Source organism: Citrobacter sp. MNAZ 1397 (assembly GCF_023613995.1).
GTDB classification, from domain to species: Bacteria; Pseudomonadota; Gammaproteobacteria; order Enterobacterales; family Enterobacteriaceae; genus Phytobacter; species Phytobacter ursingii.
The window spans coordinates 1,413,381-1,431,599 of record NZ_JAKIVH010000001.1 but is presented as its reverse complement, the minus strand read 5'-3'; the positions used below and the strand labels follow the sequence as shown (position 1 = coordinate 1,431,599).

Genomic DNA, 18,219 nt, shown 5'->3' with positions numbered 1-18,219 from the left:
CTTATTCAGATAAGGAAGTGAATATGCTTCTTGCCATGAAACGCCGAGATCTCAATACGCGTTTTCACCCGGAAGACATCCCAGAGTAACGCTTCGGTCAGAATCTCCTGCGGCGTGCCTGTGGCAATCACCTGGCCCTGTTGCATAACAATCAATGCATCACAGAACATCGAAGCATGATTGAGATCGTGAATAGCGACAATACTGGTCACCGGCAATTCACTGATCAGCTTCATTAATTGCAGCTGGTGATGAATATCCAGGTGGTTGGTCGGCTCATCCAGGAGGATCTCGCTCGGTACCTGAGCCAGTGCCCGGGCGATATGCACGCGCTGACGTTCACCGCCGGATAAACTCAGCCATCCCTGATCGCTCTTTCCGAGCATATCAACCCGCTCAAGGGCGGCGTTTACTGTCTCATCATCATGGGAGGTCCAGCCTGAGAAAGCTGAATGGTGCGGAATGCGGCCCAGTTTTACCACATCACGAACCCGCATATTGGACTCGGTCATCCCGTGTTGCTCGACAAAGGCAATACGACGGGCAAGCTGCTTTTTAGGTAAGCGGGCAATGTTGTTGCCATCCAGGGTAACCGTACCTGCATCCGGTCGGCGTAAACCGGCAAGAATACGCAGTAACGAGGATTTTCCTGAACCGTTCGGGCCAAGTAATCCCACCGTTTGCCCCCTGGAGACAGACAGTGAGACATTATTCACGATAGTTTTCTTCGCTATCTTCCAGGTAATGTTTTCAGCAGTGATGCTCATTACTTATTCCTTGAACGATAGATAATGACGGCAAAGAAAGGGACGCCAACCAGCGCAGTGACCACGCCTACCGGCAAACTCTGCGGCGCGATCAGCATCCTTGAGGCGATATCGGCAAGCACCATCAGGATCGCGCCTGCCAGAGCACTGGCAATCAGCAACGTACGGTGAAGCGGGCCAAAGAAGAAGCGCATCATATGCGGCACAACCAGACCGACAAAGCCTATCGATCCAGCCATACTGACAATGGTGGCGGTTATCAGCGCGGTGGCTGTAAAGAGGATCAACCGAACCACAGGGACATTGATGCCAAGGGATGCCGCGGCATCATCACCAAAGGTAAAGGCGTCCAGCGCGCGGGAGTAAAAAAGGCATACCGCAAGGCCAAGCAGCACGACGACCAGCGCCAGCTGAAACTCCGGCCAGCGAACGCCGCTAAAACTGCCAAGCAGCCAGAACATGACATCCCGCGCCTGTTGTGCGCTGGCGGAGGTGCTAATGGTATAAGCCGTGATCGCGTTGAAAAGTTGCGATGCCGCCACGCCCGCCAGAATAGTCCGCTCATTACCGCCGCGTGCGCCGTTAGTAAGAAAGGCGACAAAAGCGAAAGCGGCAAAAGCGCCGGCAAAAGCGCCGGCAGAAAGGGAGACAGCGCCAGTACCAACGCCGAGGACCACGACAGACACGGCACCCGTTGATGCGCCCGCCGATACCCCCAGTACATAGGGTTCTGCCAGTGCATTTTTCAGCAGACTTTGCAAAACGGCACCACAAATCGCCAGCCCTGCACCACAGCAGGCCGCGACCAGCGCACGGCTCAGACGGAAATCCCAAATCACACTTTCATGAATGCGGCTGAGTGGCACCTCGGTGAGTCCGGCTTTGTTGGTCAGCGCATAAAACACACTGCTGAGTGGAATGGACAGTTCGCCGACACTGACGCCTGTGGCAATTACCAGCAACAGAAGGATCAGCGCGAGTACCGTCGATGTGGTGAGTATCAGGCCCTGACGGGCCTGTTGTACTGCGCAACTCATCAATTCAGTCCCATTTTTCTGAGCTGTTCGGCAATCTGTTCAGCGCCATAAATGGTACGAATCGTCGGGTTCATCGCCTGGCCGTCCATCACGACAATGTGACCTTTTTTAACGGCATCAAGCTGACTTACCGCCGGATCGCTTTTCAGGAATTTGATTTTTTCTTCGGCGTTATCCAGTGCCCAGCGGTTGCGGTCAAGACTGGAGACCACGATGACATCGGGGTTAGCGGCGATGATGCTTTCCCAGCCAACCGTTGGCCATTCGGTCTCTGAGGTAATGGCGTTATGGCCGCCAAGGACATTTGCGATAAATCCTGACGCACTGTTCTTGCCACCAACATAGGCGTCAGCAGACGGGGAGGAACTGGAGAACCAGAAAACAAACGAGAGGTCTTTTTTGTTTTTACTGAACTCGGCACGCAGATTATTTTCCCGTTTTTTGAAATCCGCAATCAGCGCATTGCCGCGATCTTCAACATTAAAAATAGTCGCGAAATCCGTGATTTCCTGGTAAAGGAAGCTCATATCCCACAGCTTCTGGCGGCTTCCGTACATATCGCCAACGCCTTTTTTGGTGGCGCACATTCCGGGAGACATATAGCTGTTAACACCCACAGTGGTGAGATCTTCGCGTTTGGCGACCTTGCTCTCTGGCCCCAGTAATAAAGGGATCTGGGCAGGGACAAAGTCCGGATTTTGCGCGAGAATGGATTCCAGAGTCGGGATTTCAACGGTCAGATTTTTGATTTTGCTGTTTTTTTCCGCAAGTGATGGCAACACTTTTGTCGGCCAGAATGCGCTGGCAACCACGATATCCTCAAGGCCAAGCAACAGAAGGATCTCAACGGTGTTTTGACCCAGCGCGACGACGCGCTCAGGCGCTTTGGTGAATGTTTCTTTGTATCCGCAGTTTTCGATGGTGACAGGGTAGGTGGTAGCAAACGCGGAACTGACCGAAGCGAAAACCAATCCTAAAGCACTGATGACCTTTTTCATGTAACGCTATCCTTCGTTAGCGAGTTTCCTGGCCGGAAACGGGTAAAAACGTAAATGAGAATTAATAACAAGGCGCGGTTTTATACAATGCCAACGATAGGGTGTCAACGGTAATGGTAATCATTTGTTATTAATACATTTTTAAGGACTAAGAATTTGGATTAAAGCACACAAGAATTCATACGCGGCGATTAGGCCATCAGAACACCAATACAGGCCATGATTGCCGGTCTGAAACGCATCGGGTTCGGCCTGGAACAGTGAATAAGGGAGATCGGGATGACAAGAGAATTGCTGGCATTGCTCATGCACAACGAGCAGAAACTCCATCATAGAGAAACGCGAAGTCAGAGGTCATCACTGGAAAAATTGCTGCATCAAGATTTTTTTGAAATTGGTCGTTCAGGCCAGCGATATGACAGAGAGCATGTCATCAGTGCATTAATAGTGGAAACCAGCGGTCAGGAAATTCATTCCAGTGATTTTGCATTGTCAGTGCTGGATGACACGTGCGTGTTATTAACGTACCGGAGTTATACGGTTGACCAGCAAGGCGGCATCGGTCGACAGACATTGCGAACATCACTTTGGGTGAAGAGCACAAACGAACCAACTGACTGGCAGATGCGATTTCATCAGGGAACACCGCAGATGCCTGACACAACAAGCGCAAGTGACAGAGACTTTAGCTAGTACGTAAAGGCAGCGTCATGGTGTTGGCAAACCGGCATTAAAGGCCGGAAATGGACAGGACAAGGATGACCAAAGAAAGCCGGATTCTGTCTGATTTAATGTCAGTGCGCATAATGTATATTATGTTAAATTAACTATAGTGGTAAATAAGTTCACAAGCCAATTACACGTTCTGATAAATCAATGTCTTAGTAATTTCTAACTTCCCTCCCGTTTCTTGTATTAGGTACAGAGTACATATTCTTCATACCCGTGTGAATTGTAAGGTTAAAGTCATGTACTCACTTAGTCAGTTGGCTCTCTTCGGCTGTAAAAGGCAATGGATTCTGATGGACATGGAAACATGTTTGCCATTGTTCTATCCCCTCAGATATCACATTGAGCATTTGGCTCATCGTTCATTGTCCACACAGTCTGCTTCGCTACAGGCTGTGAAATGGCAGCACTAAATGTTGCATTCGTTGGTAAATTTTTTGCCAGCGTAGAAAAATACCGGTATTTTTGCCAGTCTGAACGACTACCTATAACGTACAAACGTTGCTTCGCCCTACTCACTGCGACATTTAACAGATTAGGTCGACTGGCTGCCCATGCTCTGGCTCCTGGTTTTTGTACATTGCCACCGAGAACGAATACCACCACACTAGCCTCTTTACCTTGGGTAGTATGTACAGTGCCGGTTTTCTTTGTATTAAAACCAAGATTGGCAGCAAGTTGCCATAACTTTCTGGCACAATCTTTGAACGGGGAAATAAGGAAAATATTCTCTGTCGCAACGTTATGAACATCACGCAATTCGGTCAACAGTTTTTTAACTGCCACCCCTTCTTCTACAATCCAGTTACCCTCACTGTGCTTACCAACGATATCTATCCAGCAGCTTTGGGGTAAGGGTGTAGGCGTTTCCTTTTTCCCATGCACCATTAATCCATCATAAGCAACTGTGTTACTGACAGTGAACATCGGATCGTCACAGCGCCGATGAACGCGTAGTGGGCACCCGACCCAGACCGTCTTTCCTTTATCCTCATCCGGGAGGCGGGTTCCTAAGTCCATTGTTTGGTCAGCCAGAACCTGCGCTGATACCTCACTGGGCCACCAGGAAGACGGAACCCCATAATGCTGCGCAAGAGCTCCTTCCACTATTGGCGAAATCCCACTTACTGGCTCCAGTTGCTTAGGATCACCGACGACAACCGTTCTTGCTGCACGCCAAATGGCTCCCGCTGCTTGTTGAGGTAATGCTTGCCCGGCTTCATCAATCAAAAGCCAACCAATCGTTTCCCGATCTATCTTTTTAAACATACGCGGTATAGAGGCAAAAGTCGTTGAAATTACAGGGATGATAAGGGATAAAGAGTCAAGGGCTAGTGCAGCCTGAGCCTCTGGTATGTTTTTGCCCTGAAGCCAATTACTCGCCAGATAGAGGTTACTCAACATCTCTCTTGGATGCGTCTCAATAAAAGCTCGGTGAATATCCAATGCGGCTAAAAACAGCCTCTCCCTGGCCTTGCGCCAGTCTTCATACGCCCATGGCGCTGATTTTTCCCTCTCATCATCCTGTGCCGAAGGGTTTGGCCAAAAATGTCCCATTGCAGATTGTGCTTTTTTAAACAAGGTGACTTTCTTGTCGAGATGGTTGTTCACTTGATCAAGAGAACCATCAGCCTGGCGTAATTCGGACACCCATTTCGCGACAGAGTCATGGATATCAGTTCGCCTTATTTTTGTGGATGCCAGCGCTTTTTGTTGTGGATCAATCCCTTCCCTTGCTAAATCGAGCTCGCGCGTCAATCGATGATATCGCTCCCACCATTCTCGATGCGCCCGACCTAGGGTCGAGATCCAGGCTAGAAATCCTGGTCTATGAGACTCATGCTGCATTAAATGGTGCTCAGCAATACCCATCTGATTGCGCTGATCGTTGCATGCTTCCTCTAATTGCGTGACCTTTGCATCCCATTCTGACCATTCTGCACGCGCCTGAGTAAGTTTGGCGACGATCAGCTCGCGCGCATCTGTCGTTTCTTTCACTTGGAGACGGAGTTCGCTTATCTGCTCGTTTAACATTGAATATTCAATCAGTCGGTTGCGTATGGTTTCTTCGTGTGCCTGGGCTTTTTGAAAACGCGAGACAGCATCACACCACTGTATGGCAGGTGTTCTTATCCCGTCTCTAATCAGTTGAAGATGGTAAGCCAGTCCTTCTCCCCGTTTAGGGGTGAACGTATCTGGCGGCAATGTCGTGTCATTCTGGTTTTCTTCTGGCTTCCGCCACCAGAAAATTTTCAGAAATTCATCCCTGTTGCTTTTGTTGCCTAATCTGGCGGCCAGAAGGCCCCAACCCGGTTTACCAATAAGTTCGGAGACCAGACCCGCAAAATAATCGCTCTGACTAAGCACGCTCTTGGGGACGGCCTCTTCACCTGGTAGCTCAAGAGATATATTTTCCACTGCCCCGTTATTCGCTGAAGCCACGACAATAAAAGATCCTGTTATTGCCGAGTGTAGTGAAAAATAGGGGATCCAATTTTCTCCTAGCTTGATTGATTTCTTTTCCGAAAAGGCCTCATCCACACACCTGATTAGTTTTTTCGCCCTCTGTGTTACTACCGCAGCAACAACATCACGGAGTAATGTGGTTTTGCCTGTTCCTGGAGGACCATTAACGGCAAAAATACCTGTCTTATCGGCATTGCGCCGCCAAATCTCGTTGACTGCCAGTTGCTGGCTGAATGCCAATGGATAGTTTGATGGCCAGGCACCTGCAGGCGTCTGTGTGGGTAGTAATCTTTGGAATGCAAGGTCCAAACCGTTTGGCGAACGGATATCGATTCGCTGCCTTCTTGGCTGTGAAATCGCATTCATATACTCAGCGAACCCTAAGCCAACATCTTTACGTTGCCATGCTCCACCAAGATGGCGTAATTCCTGAATGAAAAAACTGTTTAATAAATCATCAGCGGCAGCCACTACAGGGTTTTCTTTTTTTACTTTTCTTGATTTATCGTCTGATTCTTGCGTCTTGGTTTCGTTGGCCTGTTCGGTTTTAGGCGCTTTAACCTGAACACATTTAGTAAGACAGACGAGTCTGGAAGCCATAACGACACGCGGAAACTTTGTTTTTTCTATCACTATCTCAGCCAATTTGATAATCCAGGACAAATCAGCTTTCAGCCGTTCTTTACGCATATATGCGGCTTCATCTGCTACCCATTGCATAAGGTGTTTGGTTAACTCATCGAAACCAACGAAACCACTATCAATAGTAGGAATGATATCGCCGGGAGTGGGTAAATCAGATAAATCAGCTGGGATGCTTTGCTCCAAGGAGAATGAGCCCTGTTCTTGCTGTAAGATCTGCCCCGCAGACCACACGGGAAGTGATAGCATGAAGGATTCAAACTGCGGTATTCCATGTTCATTGACGCTAATATCGAAAAGCTGGCTTTGGCTATTTCCCCTGTCTTCGAAAACTTCTTTATGTGGGCCAATCTTCTCTTCAAGCAGCGTTGAGATTGCTGTGAGATCATAGATACCGGACTGAACTGTATAGCGCCACACCTTGCCGTAAGGAAGTGGTTTACGAGTATGCTTCGAATTATCCCAAGGCAGAACACCACCAAATTCAATCTTATATGACGGAGTAAACATATCATCGGGATTGTCTTTATCGAGCTTCTGCGGTGTTAACGCCTCAACTGCTCTCCAGAAAGAAAAAACGTGCTGCATCTGAATCACCTAAACCTCATGTTGTAGATGTGCTGCCCGGCGCATTGCAAAGTACAGCGCCTGATACACAGCAAATGGCTCTGGCTCCATGTGCCTCGATCCTGAACAGTTATTGCCGTTATAAAGACATAAGCACCGCTTCCAGTGTGAATGTATCTAAATGTTACCTTTCTTTACGCAGTGGTCAACATAGCAATCAGATAACTACTAGATTTATAGGTTTATTTTAGGATGTTCCGATTGAAAATAGTTCATGAACTAAAATTGTCGAGGATGGTTGAAAAATGAACATTAAGTATTGGTTCATGAAGTAGATTTGATACAATGTGGATTATTTTAAATAAAAAACAATAAAAACAATGTATTATAAGATGTATTGTTAATGAGCTATACTTGTGCACAACATAAGTTAAATGATGCTGATTGTTCACTGACTTCCTGACCTTAGACGGTTTACATAAAATCATAGGGTTAAGTGCCCCCCTTCATCTTTCGTTTTCTAGCCTCCCGTCTAAAATCGATTACCTGAAAGTGGCGGCTCCCTGTCGCGTCCGGGCTTGAAGATTGCGTCGGTATGGTTATCCGTCGTAATCCGCGTTTTCGCCAGAATAAAAGCCGTATCGAGCCTCTCCGGATCCTGACCGGCCACCCTTTCTGTCCCGGAGCCACTCCCTGATATCCTTCCCGCCGCTGAAAAGCGCGAGAAACTATCGGGGAGTCTTCAGGTAATGACTCCGGCGCTGATTCCCGTTTACTTGCTGCGGCATTTATTTGTGACGGAGGAACGGAATACCCCGAGCATAGATGAATAAATTTCTCATTAATCTCACCGAAACCCCTATAGTGAGGAAACTTTTGACATGCCACGTAAAAGGAACAATATGTGTTGAAAAGGATACACTGGACTTGAGCGTTGAACATTCAACATAAAAATAACACAGTCCGGTTTTTAATTTAGTGCCAATACAATATTTATAAGTGCCACTGTAGCGTAAATTATTCGACAAACAGCATTAATCGTCCACACTATTAATGTCATTTCCCAATGACACCGACCAACTATGTAAGCTCCACTAATCATCTTTTAAACAAGGAGTTATTATGGAAGTCTATATGGGTACAATTCTTCCCTTTGCATTTAACTACCCTCCATATGGTTTCGCTTTATGCTATGGGCAACAATATAGCGTTGGACAATATCAAGCCCTGTATTCATTACTGGGTATATTCTATGGCGGTAATGGCACCACGACATTTAACCTGCCAAACCTGTCTGGTCGAATGCTTATTGGCAGCGGGCCGGCACAAATCGATATCAATATGCCCGCGCATAATGTTGGCGCCAAAGGTGGCAACAGTATCGCCGCATTAACAACCGCAAACATGCCTATGCATACCCATGGCACAAGCAATCTGAAGGCACAACTACTGGCTGGCGGCACCCCTGTACCCGCTACTCCGGCGAGCAAGCCATCAACCCAAGCGTCATTTATTGGCGCATCAAGTGGAGGTACCGGGCTGGCCAATATTTGGTCCAGCACACTGTCCGATCCTGTGAGCGTTGGCGGGATGGGCATGAGCGGAAATCTTGACCCTGCAGGAGCAAACGCACCGTTCTCTGTTATGAACCCATTTCTGGCTATCAATTTCTGTATTGCCATCGAAGGACTGTATCCGCCTCATAATGACTAAAATACCTGGATGAAATTATGCTGAAAGATATTTGCAGCCACAACTTTACCCCATTCATTGGGCAATCCTGTGTCATGTATGCAGATAATGGTATGGAATTGCCTTTACTGGTTAAAAAGGTAATATTAAAACCAAATGCACAAATACCTACGCAACGAAATCAATCACGCGAACCCTTTCTGGTAGAACTGCAGGGGCCCGCCAATACGTTACTGGTGAATGCTTTTGGTATTTTACAATTGCCTGAGTCGTCGGACCATCATGGGTTAAAAATAGAGGGCATCAGTATTAATCGCATACTGGATATGGGAAGAGATCCTGCATACAGTTATTTTCAGCTTATTTTTAATTAGCGTACAGGCGCAGAAAAAATCTGCGCCTTTCAGTGCTGCTGTTTTAATGGATACCATACCTATTTATCCACCATCAAAGAAAACCAGGTGCACATCACGAACTAAGTCTAAGCCGCTTGTCGTAAATTGATGTACACACTCTTTCCGGGACCGCCGTGTCAATGGTAGTCCCCCTCCTCCTCTGCTCATGGCATCTGAGGAAGGCGCTGTCACGTGAAGAGGCCGGGATAATTCGCGACTCAGTCCGTTTAGCCATTAACGCGTAAGCGGACTGTGTCCTGGGTGTGAATAGATTTTCTGAACGTTTAACCACGCCCGACAAACGGCATTTTGGTCGCCATCACGGTGATAAACTGTACATTGGTATCAAGCGGGACGCTGGCCATATAGACCACGCTGTTGGCGACCTGCGATACATCCATCATCGCCTCTACGACCAACTCGCCGTTCGCCTGCTTCACGCCTTTAGACATACGTTGCGATAATTCAGTATACGCATTCCCAATATCAATCTGGCCACAGGCGATATCATACTTTCTGCCATCGAGCGAAATACTTTTCGTTAACCCGGTTACGCCATGTTTGGTCGCCGTATATGCCGCCGAATCGGGACGCGGTGCGTGTGCGGAGACAGAACCGTTGTTGATGATGCGGCCCCCCTGCGGGGTTTGTTCCTTCATCAGGCGGAATGCGCCCTGAGCGCAAAGGAACATACCGGTCAGATTGACATTGACCACGGCGGACCATTTCTCGTAGCTCAGATCTTCGAAGGGGATACCGGGGAAATTGGTCCCGGCATTATTAAACAGCACATCGAGGCGCCCCAGTTTATCCTTGATCCGCGCAAACAACGCAGTAACCGATTCGGGATCGGTAACATCAGTTGGGACGACCATCGTCTGGCCGCCGTCGCTGCTGTCTTCCATCGCCGCAACTGTCTCCAGTAGCGGGTCCAGACGGCGACCAGCGAGAACAACAAAATAACCGGCACGGAACAGCGCCAGCGCAGTTGCCCTGCCAATCCCACTGCCCGCACCGGTAACCAGCGCAATCTTTCTTGACGTGATCATAACGGCTTCCTTTTTTAATAGTTTGATAAATATGATAATAGCAGTTCTGATCAACGGGTCAGACTGTTATCCGGGCGCTGTCCGGAAAGTGCCTGTGCCAGGCTCGCCAGCACCATTTCCCCCATCGCAGTACGCGTTTCCACTGTGGCACTGGCTCGATGCGCCTGCAGCACAACGCTGTCCAGACCAAAAAGCACCTCAGGAACGTTCGGTTCATCAACGAAAACATCCAGTCCCGCGCCGCTGATGCGCCCTTCGGCCAGAGCCGCAACCAGATCAGGTTCATTGACCAGTTTTCCACGGGCGATGTTAACAAGAAAGCCGTCCGGGCCGAGCGCATCAAGTATGGCGGCATTAACAATGCCTTCCGCTTTATCCGCAGACGCGGAAAGGATCAGCGCATCACTCTGGCGGGCCAGTTCCTTCAAGTCAGCAATAAACGGGTAATCCAGGTCCTTCATCGCGTGAAGGTCGGTATAGCTGATCGGGCATCCGAATGCCGATGCGCGAGCAGCAATGGCGCGCCCCACTCGCCCCATCCCAACAATACCAATCCGCATACCGCTGAAACGACGGGAAAGCGGGATGGAACCGGGATGCGGATTTTTCGCCCACAGCCCGTTACGCACCACGCGGTCGCCGGAACAGATGCCGCGACAGGTGGCGATCAGCAGGCCAATGGCGAGGTCAGCCACATCTTCGGTGAGTGCGCCAAGCGTCGCTGTGACATCAATACCGCGCTTGCGGGCGTAATTCAGATCAACCGCATCCACCCCTACGCCATTAATGGCGACCACTTCAAGGGCGGGCAGTTTTTCCATAAGCGCATTGCTAATACCTGTATGGCCGCCGGAAACAACGCCGCGAATGGAATTACCGTGTTCTTTAATAAAGGCCTCTTTATCTGCGATCTCGAAATAGCGATGCACGGTATAGAGGGAATGTAATTTCTCGCTAATCGCGGGAATCAGAATGGGATTTAACTGTAAAATGCTGGGTTTCATAAAAAAATCCTGGTTTCGCCAATCAGTGGCTGATGTGTTAGTCGTTTTTACCTGTGAGCTTCGTCATTTATGGCAAGTGTCTTTCAAGTATTTCGATGGAGATATTTTGTGGTCCACGAATAAAACATCCGCGTACGCCGGGACGGAGCGTTTTCGGCTGCTGGGTGAATACCACGCCGCGTTGTTTTAATTCGGCGACCACCTCATCAAGGTTGTCGACCGTCAGACCAAAATGGTCCAGCCCCTGATAAGGCGGCAGTGGTGCTGGCGCAACGCCATCGCCGTCAACCACTGGCGCGATAAAGATATCGATCCCGGCGAGGCGGATATCCACTTTGCCTGGCTTACGGATGATTTCAGCCTCCAGGCAACGTTCAAACCATAACGCGGTCAATTCCGGGTCCGGGCTGCGCAACTGTAAATGATCCCACTTAAACATCATCACTTCGTTTCTCCCTATAAACACATCCAGCCTGGTTGCCTGAGGCAGTCAATCAATCACGACGCAGGCTGGAGAAATCAGTGAACAATCACTGTGCTATTAATGAGTTGATATCGTGGTTCGCGCCTCAATCCATTTCGATACGGGACAATGGCCCCAGCAGGAATGAATAGGCAAAGGCACCAATCAAACACATAATCCCCATCATATTGAGCGCCCAAAAGAATTGGCCGGTAACATGGAGAATATAACCAATCATTATCGGCGTGGTGACGCCGGCAATATTGGCCGCAAGGCTGGTGATACTGCTGGTTAAACCAATATATTGGCGCGGCGCAATTTCAGATACCGCAGCCCAGGAGGATGAACCCACACCCTGCGCGAAAAAAGAGATGGTCAAAATAACAATGATTAATTCATTAGACGTCACGAAGTTAACTAACAGAATGGATGAACCTAACAGTGTACCAATAATCAATGGCGCTTTGCGGGCCACCGACATGGAATAACCACGGCGAATAAAGAAATCGGAAAAAAAGCCTGCGAGTAATATCCCGGCGGTTGCTCCGAGGAACGGTAACGCCTGGAAAATACCCACTTTAATCATCGTCATTTGACGTTCTTCAACCAGATAGGTCATAAACCAGGTCGTAAAGAATACCAGGATGGCGTTATTACAGAATTTTCCCAGACAAATCGCCAGAATCTGACGGTGTTTCAACAGACGTAGCGCATTTTTCCAGTCAAAGCGGTCACGCTCTTTTTTACCGACAAGACCACCACCTTCACGAATATGTTTCAGTTCGGCTTCATTGGCTGAACGATGATTTAACGGATCGCGATACCAGATATACCACAGAATACCGAACAGGAGGCCCGCACCGCCGGTTAAATAAAAGGCGGAGCGCCAGCCAAAACCGTTTGCGATCCACAGTAGCAACCCGGTAAATAAAGGCGTGCCAATATACTGCCCCATGACATAAACACTGGTGGCAAAACCACGCTCGCCAGTAGGAAACCACATCGTCACCGCACGGGCGTTTGACGGAAAAGCGGGCGCTTCAAGGGCGCCAATCGCCAGACGTGAGCCGAACAACATATTAAAACCACCGGCTAACCCTTGCGTCATCGTAGCCAGTGACCAGGTGATCAGAGAAAATGCGTAAGCAATACGCGAACCCAGTACATCGGCAATAATTCCGCCAGGCACAAGCGCAAAGGCGTAAGTCAGGCCAAATGCGGCGAAAATCTGTCCCATCTGGACTTTATCTAATGCAAGATCTTTACTGATAAACGGCGCCAAAATGCCGAGACTCGACCGATCGACGAAGTTGATTATTGTGGCAAACAATATCAACGCAAGCATGTAATAGCGAATGCGTGTTGCCTTTCCGGATGTTGCCACGTCGGCAACTCTTGCTGCCTCGGTAAGCTCTTGTTGTTGTACCTGGTTCATATTTTTTCCTTCACGGATTTGTAGGTGTTCTTTATATTTTTCTACCTGTACTTTCAGGTGGCTAATAATTATGAGGTAAATATTCTGTTCGACTAAAATGCCCGCTATTTGTTGTAGAGAATGTGATTATTGCAAACGCATGCTGTGGTTAAAAAATTGACACAGCGCCCTATATAGCCATGAATTTCCTTTTCGTTATCACCATTCTCAATAACAGTCATTCTTACTCGTAAATCACTTTATCGTTTTTATCATTGAGTACTTATTTGACGGTAGAATAAGGTCTGGCGCGGATCAATCTTGATTAAATTAATCAATATAAATATCCGTCATCATCGTCCGGTTGTGTGATGAATGAACGATAGATTGCTTTTGTTTGTTGACAATTTGCTGTTTACGGTATCTTAAAATACGGTGGTATGTGTAAGCGAAGCGGTGCGCCGCTTATTCCCGCCTGAAAAGTGACGGTCCTGGCAATATCTCACCGTTTTGCGATCTGTTTATCAGTTGATTGTGTTAATCAACATTGATGGGACGCCAGGTGAACGATAAGATTTATTAATTCGGTTCAATATCGCTGTTCGGCTGAAAGCGTCATGCCGCCCTCGCCCGTTATTCCCGTTGAGGGCATGCAAAATCCTGGTGCCCAACAACTGGCTGTGCCAACGTTGCTTTACCACCCCATTTTCAGGCTCAATGATGGAATCCAAGAATAAAGTAGCGACATGGCTTACGCTGGAGGAGGTTCAGGACTATCTTGGCGTACGCGCACAAACCATCTATGCGTACGTTAGCCGGGGATTGATTGCGTCACATCCGGATCCGCAGAATATCCGTCGCAGCCTTTACAGCGCCGAGACTATTCAGAAGCTGAAACAGAAAAAACAGCAGGGTCGGAAGCGGGAAACCCTCGCTGCGAACACCCTTTTTGGCACCGAGCCCAGTATTCCAACAGCTATCTCAACGTTTGCCCGCGGTCGGCTGTACTACCGGGGAAAAGATGCGGTCAACTTTGCCAAAGAGGCCACGCTGGAAGAGACCGCCCGCCTGCTATGGGATGCGGAAATCCTGAATGTGTTTTCCATTCAGGAACGCGACTACCCGCCCTGCCCGCCGGATCGCACGCATGCTTTTGTGGCGCTGGCGGCGGCCACTGCTACGGGCCATTCGACTCACGCACGCACCGCACGCGTCTTGCATGCAGAAGCGGCAACACTGGTGGGCCATCTGGCCTCGACATTCGGTGCGGAAAATAATCCCTCTTTGCTGATTCATCAGCGTCTTGCAAAGGGCTGGGGAAAAGAAAAGGATGTGGCGGATATTCTGCGTAAAGCGATGGTGCTGCTTGCCGATCATGAGCTGACCAGTTCCGCCTTTGCCACGCGCATTGCCGCCTCTAACGGCGCATCGTTACCCGCCTGTTTGCTGACCGGGCTGGCGACCTTCACCGGCCCGCTGCACGGCGATGCCACCCCGCGCGTGAAAGCACTGTTAGATGAGGTCGAGCGTTCCAGCGCCGAGCAGGTGGTCAACCGCTACCTCTCCTCGGCGCTGCCGATTCCGGGCTTTGGCCACCACCTTTATCCCGATGGCGATCCGCGCGCCATTGCACTACTGGAAGAGTTTGAGCCGCCGGATGAAATCGCCAAATTTATCGAAAAGGTAACCACGCTGACCGGTCTTTATCCCAATATTGATGCGGTGCTGGCCGCGCTGGTGACCCGTTACCGGCTACAGGGCGATGCGGCCTTTGCACTTTTCTCTATCGCCCGCAGCGTCGGACTGCTGGCGCATGCTATGGAACAAATCAACACCTGCAAGGTGATTCGCCCGCGCGGTCGCTACATCGGGCCAGATCTGAATGTGCCAGTGAACGGGCGCAACTGAGCAGACATAAAAAAACCGACAGCATCTCTGCTGTCGGTTTTTTCTCGCGTAGCGGGTTAAATCAGGCGTTCAGCAGTTGCTGACCGCAGGCTTTAACGCTTTCCAGCAGCACTTTAACGTCCTGCAGGTTTACGGTCGGGTTCAGCAACGTCAGTTTCAGGCAGGTGATGCCGTCCGCTTCGGTGACACCCACGTTCGCAGCGCCGGAAGCCAGCAGCGCGTCGCCGATGCGCTGGTTCAACAGGGCAACAAAGGCCATATCTCCCTGCGCCGGACGGAAGCGGAACAGTACGCTTGCCAGCTGCGGCTTCATGACCAGTTCCAGTTGCGGCTGCTCAAGAACCCAGGCAGCCACATCCTGTGCCAGCGTCACACCGTTATCGATGATTTCGGCGTATTTCTTCTGACCGAGTGCTTCAAGGCCCATCCACAATTTCAGGGCATCAAAACGACGTGTGGTCTGTAAAGACTTCGATACCAGGTTCGGAACGCCGTGCTCTTCGTCGAAGTCGGAGTTCAGGTAGGCCGCCTGGTAGCGCATCAGCTGGTAGTGACGTGCATCTTTCAGCAGGAACGCGCCGCAGCTGATGGTCTGGAAGAATTGTTTATGGAAATCCAGGGTAACTGAATCCACTAACTCCAGGCCGTTCAGGTAGTGGCGATACTTCTCAGACAGCAGGAGCGCGCCGCCCCATGCTGCATCGACATGAACCCAGATACCTTCTTTCGCTGCCAGTGCCGCGATATCTGCCAGCGGGTCGATAGCCCCCGCATCGGTGGTGCCGGCAGTAGCGACAATCGCCATCACCTGCTCGCCGTTCGCTTTCGCCTGCGCCAGTTTTTCGGACAGATCGCTCACGTCCATACGCGAGAATTCGTCTGTTTTCACCAGCGTGACAGAACGGTAACCCAGCCCCATCAGTGCCATGTTTTTCTGTACGGAGAAATGCGCATTTTCCGAACAGAACACTTTGAGCTTGCTGAGATCGCCCGTTAAACCGTTCTGCTGAACAGAGTGGCCCTGACGAGCAAAGAACGCATCACGCGCCAGCATCAGGCCCATCAGGTTACTCTGCGTACCGCCGCTGGTGAACACACCGGCGTCGCCCGCGCCGAAACCAACCTGTTCGCGCAGCCATTCAATCAGCTTCACTTCCATGATGGTGGCAGACGGGCTCTGGTCCCAGGAGTCCATACTCTGGTTGGTGGCGTTGATCAGCACTTCCGCCGCCTGGCTAATCACCAGACTCGGGCAGTGCAGATGCGCCACGCACTGCGGGTGGTGCACGGACAGACTGTCTTTGAGAAAATACTCAACGGCGCGCTCAATAGCGGCCTGGTTACCCAGGCCCTGAGCGTTAAACGCTAAATTGATGCGCTCGCGAAGCTGCTCGACGGTCTTGCCCTGATACATCTCAGGTTGCTGTAACCATTGCACAACGGCTTTCGTGCTTTGCTCAATGGCGTCCTGATAGGCAGCAATGCTCTGCTCAGAACCTGACAGAATCGGATTAATATCAGACATGCTATCGACAACTCCGATTAAACAGGTTTAACGCCAGCGTTCAGCAACGCGGTTTCAAATTTATCCAGGAAGATTTCCAGTTCTGCATTGCTGATCAACAGCGAAGGCAGCAGACGCAGTACGCAACCGTTACGGCCGCCGCGCTCCAGAATCAGCCCTGCTTTGAAGCACTCTTTCTGTAACAGTGCAGACAGTTCGCCGTCAGCCGGGTAGCAACCCATGTGATCTTGCGCTTCGTGCGGCTTAACGATCTCAATACCGATCATCAGACCCAGACCGCGAATGTGACCGATGACCGGGTAACGTTGCTGCAGCTCGGCCAGTTTGCCTTTCAGCCACTCGCCCTGCACAGCGACTTTATCGGCAATGCGATCGTCTTTCAGGATTTTCAGCGTGGTCAGGCCGGTTGCCATCGCCAGCTGGTTGCCACGGAAGGTACCGGTGTGGTGACCCGGCGCCCAGGCGTCGAACTGTTTTTTGATGCCCAGAACAGCCAGCGGCAAACCGCCACCGACAGCTTTAGACATAACAATGATGTCAGGCTCAATGCCAGCATGTTCAAAGGCGAACAGTTTACCGGTACGGGCAAAACCAGCCTGCACTTCGTCGATAATCAGCATAATGCCGTGTTCCTGCGTCACTTTACGGATACGCTGCAGCCACTCCGCCGGGGCCGGGTTAACGCCGCCCTCGCCTTGTACAGCTTCCAGGATCACAGCAGCAGGCTTACGCACACCGCTCTCGACATCATTGATCAGGTTGTCGAAATAGTAAGTCAGCGCTTTAACACCGGCTTCACCGCCGATACCCAGCGGGCAACGGTACTGGTTTGGATACGGCATAAACTGCACTTCTGGCATCATACCGTTGACGGCTTCTTTAGGTGACAGGTTACCTGTCACAGAAAGCGCGCCATGGGTCATGCCATGGTAACCGCCGGAGAAGCTGATCACGCCAGAACGGCCGGTGACCTTTTTCGCCAGTTTCAGTGCGGCTTCAACGGCGTCAGCGCCGGAAGGACCGGTAAATTGCAGGCAGTACTCTTTACCCTGACCCGGCAACAGCGACAGAAGATAAGATGAAAATTCATCTTTCAACGGCGTGGTCAGGTCGAGCGTATGTAACGGTAAGCCACTGGTAATGACACTTTGGATGCTCTGAAGCACTTCAGGATGGTTATGACCAAGCGCCATCGTCCCGGCACCTGCGAGGCAGTCAAGATATTGATTGCCCTCGACATCAGTGATCCAAACGCCCTGCGCTTTGGCAATCGCTAAAGGCAATTTGCGCGGATAGCTGCGGACATTGGATTCAAACTCAGCTTGTCTTGCTAAAAAGGTTTCATTGCTTTGCGGTAATGAATTAGCACTCAAAGTATCAATACGGACTTTATCCGTCATCATATCACTCCTACAACCGCGGGTATGATTAACGCCGGGTTGAATTAATGTTTAAGGGGGGGGTGTAAAAAACGCGGCTAATATATGTTTTTTTAGCAACGGACTCAATATTTTATTTTCCACACCGTTTTAAGACATTTTTATTTGAAATCAATGAGAAACA

At 49.9% G+C, this 18,219-nt stretch carries 14 protein-coding genes; 4 read left to right on the top strand and 10 right to left on the bottom strand.

Annotated elements, in window-relative coordinates:
* Nucleotides 1-5 precede the first annotated feature (5 nt).
* From eitC to eitA, 3 genes are read right to left on the bottom strand one after another with little or no spacing between them, the layout of a single operon-like run.
* Nucleotides 6-767, bottom strand: a complete 762-nt coding sequence (eitC, locus tag L2097_RS06585) for a siderophore ABC transporter ATP-binding protein EitC (protein WP_047370317.1) — start codon at nt 765-767, stop codon at nt 6-8.
* Nucleotides 767-1,804, bottom strand: coding sequence for a FecCD family ABC transporter permease (locus L2097_RS06580; RefSeq protein ID WP_047370316.1), 1,038 nt, complete (start codon nt 1,802-1,804; stop codon nt 767-769). The genes eitC and L2097_RS06580 overlap by 1 nt, the downstream gene beginning before the upstream one ends.
* Nucleotides 1,804-2,802, bottom strand: a complete 999-nt coding sequence (eitA, locus tag L2097_RS06575; RefSeq protein ID WP_250352415.1) for a siderophore ABC transporter substrate-binding protein EitA — start codon at nt 2,800-2,802, stop codon at nt 1,804-1,806. Before eitA ends, L2097_RS06580 begins: the two co-directional genes overlap by 1 nt.
* Nucleotides 2,803-3,081: 279 nt before the next feature.
* On the opposite strand from eitA, the gene L2097_RS06570 reads away from it, so the two are divergent.
* Entirely contained in the window at nt 3,082-3,495 is a 414-nt protein-coding gene (locus tag L2097_RS06570) for a nuclear transport factor 2 family protein (RefSeq protein WP_250352414.1), read from the top strand.
* A 366-nt stretch (nt 3,496-3,861) separates the two neighbouring features.
* On the opposite strand, the gene L2097_RS06565 is transcribed toward L2097_RS06570, so the two are convergent.
* A complete protein-coding gene (locus L2097_RS06565) occupies nt 3,862-7,227 on the bottom strand; it encodes an AAA domain-containing protein (RefSeq protein ID WP_250353138.1) in 3,366 nt (1,121 codons plus the stop codon).
* A gap of 1,101 nt (nt 7,228-8,328) precedes the next feature.
* On the opposite strand from L2097_RS06565, the gene L2097_RS06560 reads away from it, so the two are divergent.
* Nucleotides 8,329-8,919: a phage tail protein gene (locus L2097_RS06560; protein WP_085007735.1), complete on the top strand. Its 591-nt coding sequence runs from the start codon at nt 8,329-8,331 to the stop codon at nt 8,917-8,919.
* A gap of 17 nt (nt 8,920-8,936) precedes the next feature.
* Nucleotides 8,937-9,272 carry a hypothetical protein gene (locus L2097_RS06555; RefSeq protein ID WP_047370312.1) on the top strand — a complete coding sequence of 112 codons (336 nt, stop codon included), beginning with the start codon at nt 8,937-8,939 and terminating at the stop codon, nt 9,270-9,272.
* Nucleotides 9,273-9,577: 305 nt separating this feature from the next.
* Here the strand turns inward: L2097_RS06555 and L2097_RS06550 are convergent, their stop codons facing one another.
* From L2097_RS06550 to L2097_RS06535, 4 genes are all read right to left on the bottom strand, one after another.
* Nucleotides 9,578-10,342, bottom strand: a complete 765-nt coding sequence (locus tag L2097_RS06550; RefSeq protein WP_047370311.1) for an SDR family oxidoreductase — start codon at nt 10,340-10,342, stop codon at nt 9,578-9,580.
* A 50-nt stretch (nt 10,343-10,392) separates the two neighbouring features.
* Nucleotides 10,393-11,346: a 2-hydroxyacid dehydrogenase gene (locus L2097_RS06545; RefSeq protein ID WP_250352413.1), complete on the bottom strand. Its 954-nt coding sequence runs from the start codon at nt 11,344-11,346 to the stop codon at nt 10,393-10,395.
* A 67-nt stretch (nt 11,347-11,413) separates the two neighbouring features.
* Complete coding sequence (locus L2097_RS06540) at nt 11,414-11,788, bottom strand: VOC family protein (RefSeq protein ID WP_250353137.1); 375 nt, start codon at nt 11,786-11,788, stop codon at nt 11,414-11,416.
* Between the two features lie 127 nt (nt 11,789-11,915).
* Nucleotides 11,916-13,244: an MFS transporter gene (locus L2097_RS06535; protein WP_047370308.1), complete on the bottom strand. Its 1,329-nt coding sequence runs from the start codon at nt 13,242-13,244 to the stop codon at nt 11,916-11,918.
* Nucleotides 13,245-13,940: 696 nt separating this feature from the next.
* Here L2097_RS06535 and L2097_RS06530 point away from each other — a divergent pair.
* On the top strand, nt 13,941-15,131 hold the full coding sequence (locus tag L2097_RS06530) for a citrate synthase family protein (protein ID WP_250352412.1): 1,191 nt from the start codon (nt 13,941-13,943) through the stop codon (nt 15,129-15,131).
* Between the two features lie 61 nt (nt 15,132-15,192).
* Here the strand turns inward: L2097_RS06530 and L2097_RS06525 are convergent, their stop codons facing one another.
* Together L2097_RS06525 and L2097_RS06520 are read right to left on the bottom strand one after the other, a co-directional pair.
* The gene (locus L2097_RS06525) at nt 15,193-16,656 is read right to left on the bottom strand and encodes a pyridoxal phosphate-dependent decarboxylase family protein (protein WP_047370306.1); all 1,464 of its coding nucleotides are present in this window, start codon (nt 16,654-16,656) and stop codon (nt 15,193-15,195) included.
* Nucleotides 16,657-16,673: 17 nt separating this feature from the next.
* Nucleotides 16,674-18,059: a diaminobutyrate--2-oxoglutarate transaminase gene (locus tag L2097_RS06520; RefSeq protein WP_071845871.1), complete on the bottom strand. Its 1,386-nt coding sequence runs from the start codon at nt 18,057-18,059 to the stop codon at nt 16,674-16,676.
* Between the last annotated feature and the right edge of the window lie 160 nt (nt 18,060-18,219).

Excerpts from the sequence above, each read along its gene's own strand:
- eitC (WP_047370317.1), bottom strand. The coding sequence starts at position 767 with ATGAGCATCACTGCTGAAAACATTACCTGGAAGATAGCGAAGAAAACT.
- L2097_RS06580 (WP_047370316.1), bottom strand. The coding sequence starts at position 1,804 with ATGAGTTGCGCAGTACAACAGGCCCGTCAGGGCCTGATACTCACCACA.
- eitA (WP_250352415.1), bottom strand. The coding sequence starts at position 2,802 with ATGAAAAAGGTCATCAGTGCTTTAGGATTGGTTTTCGCTTCGGTCAGT.
- L2097_RS06570 (WP_250352414.1), top strand. The coding sequence starts at position 3,082 with ATGACAAGAGAATTGCTGGCATTGCTCATGCACAACGAGCAGAAACTC.
- L2097_RS06565 (WP_250353138.1), bottom strand. The coding sequence starts at position 7,227 with ATGCAGCACGTTTTTTCTTTCTGGAGAGCAGTTGAGGCGTTAACACCG.
- L2097_RS06560 (WP_085007735.1), top strand. The coding sequence starts at position 8,329 with ATGGAAGTCTATATGGGTACAATTCTTCCCTTTGCATTTAACTACCCT.
- L2097_RS06555 (WP_047370312.1), top strand. The coding sequence starts at position 8,937 with ATGCTGAAAGATATTTGCAGCCACAACTTTACCCCATTCATTGGGCAA.
- L2097_RS06550 (WP_047370311.1), bottom strand. The coding sequence starts at position 10,342 with ATGATCACGTCAAGAAAGATTGCGCTGGTTACCGGTGCGGGCAGTGGG.
- L2097_RS06545 (WP_250352413.1), bottom strand. The coding sequence starts at position 11,346 with ATGAAACCCAGCATTTTACAGTTAAATCCCATTCTGATTCCCGCGATT.
- L2097_RS06540 (WP_250353137.1), bottom strand. The coding sequence starts at position 11,788 with ATGATGTTTAAGTGGGATCATTTACAGTTGCGCAGCCCGGACCCGGAA.
- L2097_RS06535 (WP_047370308.1), bottom strand. The coding sequence starts at position 13,244 with ATGAACCAGGTACAACAACAAGAGCTTACCGAGGCAGCAAGAGTTGCC.
- L2097_RS06530 (WP_250352412.1), top strand. The coding sequence starts at position 13,941 with ATGATGGAATCCAAGAATAAAGTAGCGACATGGCTTACGCTGGAGGAG.
- L2097_RS06525 (WP_047370306.1), bottom strand. The coding sequence starts at position 16,656 with ATGTCTGATATTAATCCGATTCTGTCAGGTTCTGAGCAGAGCATTGCT.
- L2097_RS06520 (WP_071845871.1), bottom strand. The coding sequence starts at position 18,059 with ATGATGACGGATAAAGTCCGTATTGATACTTTGAGTGCTAATTCATTA.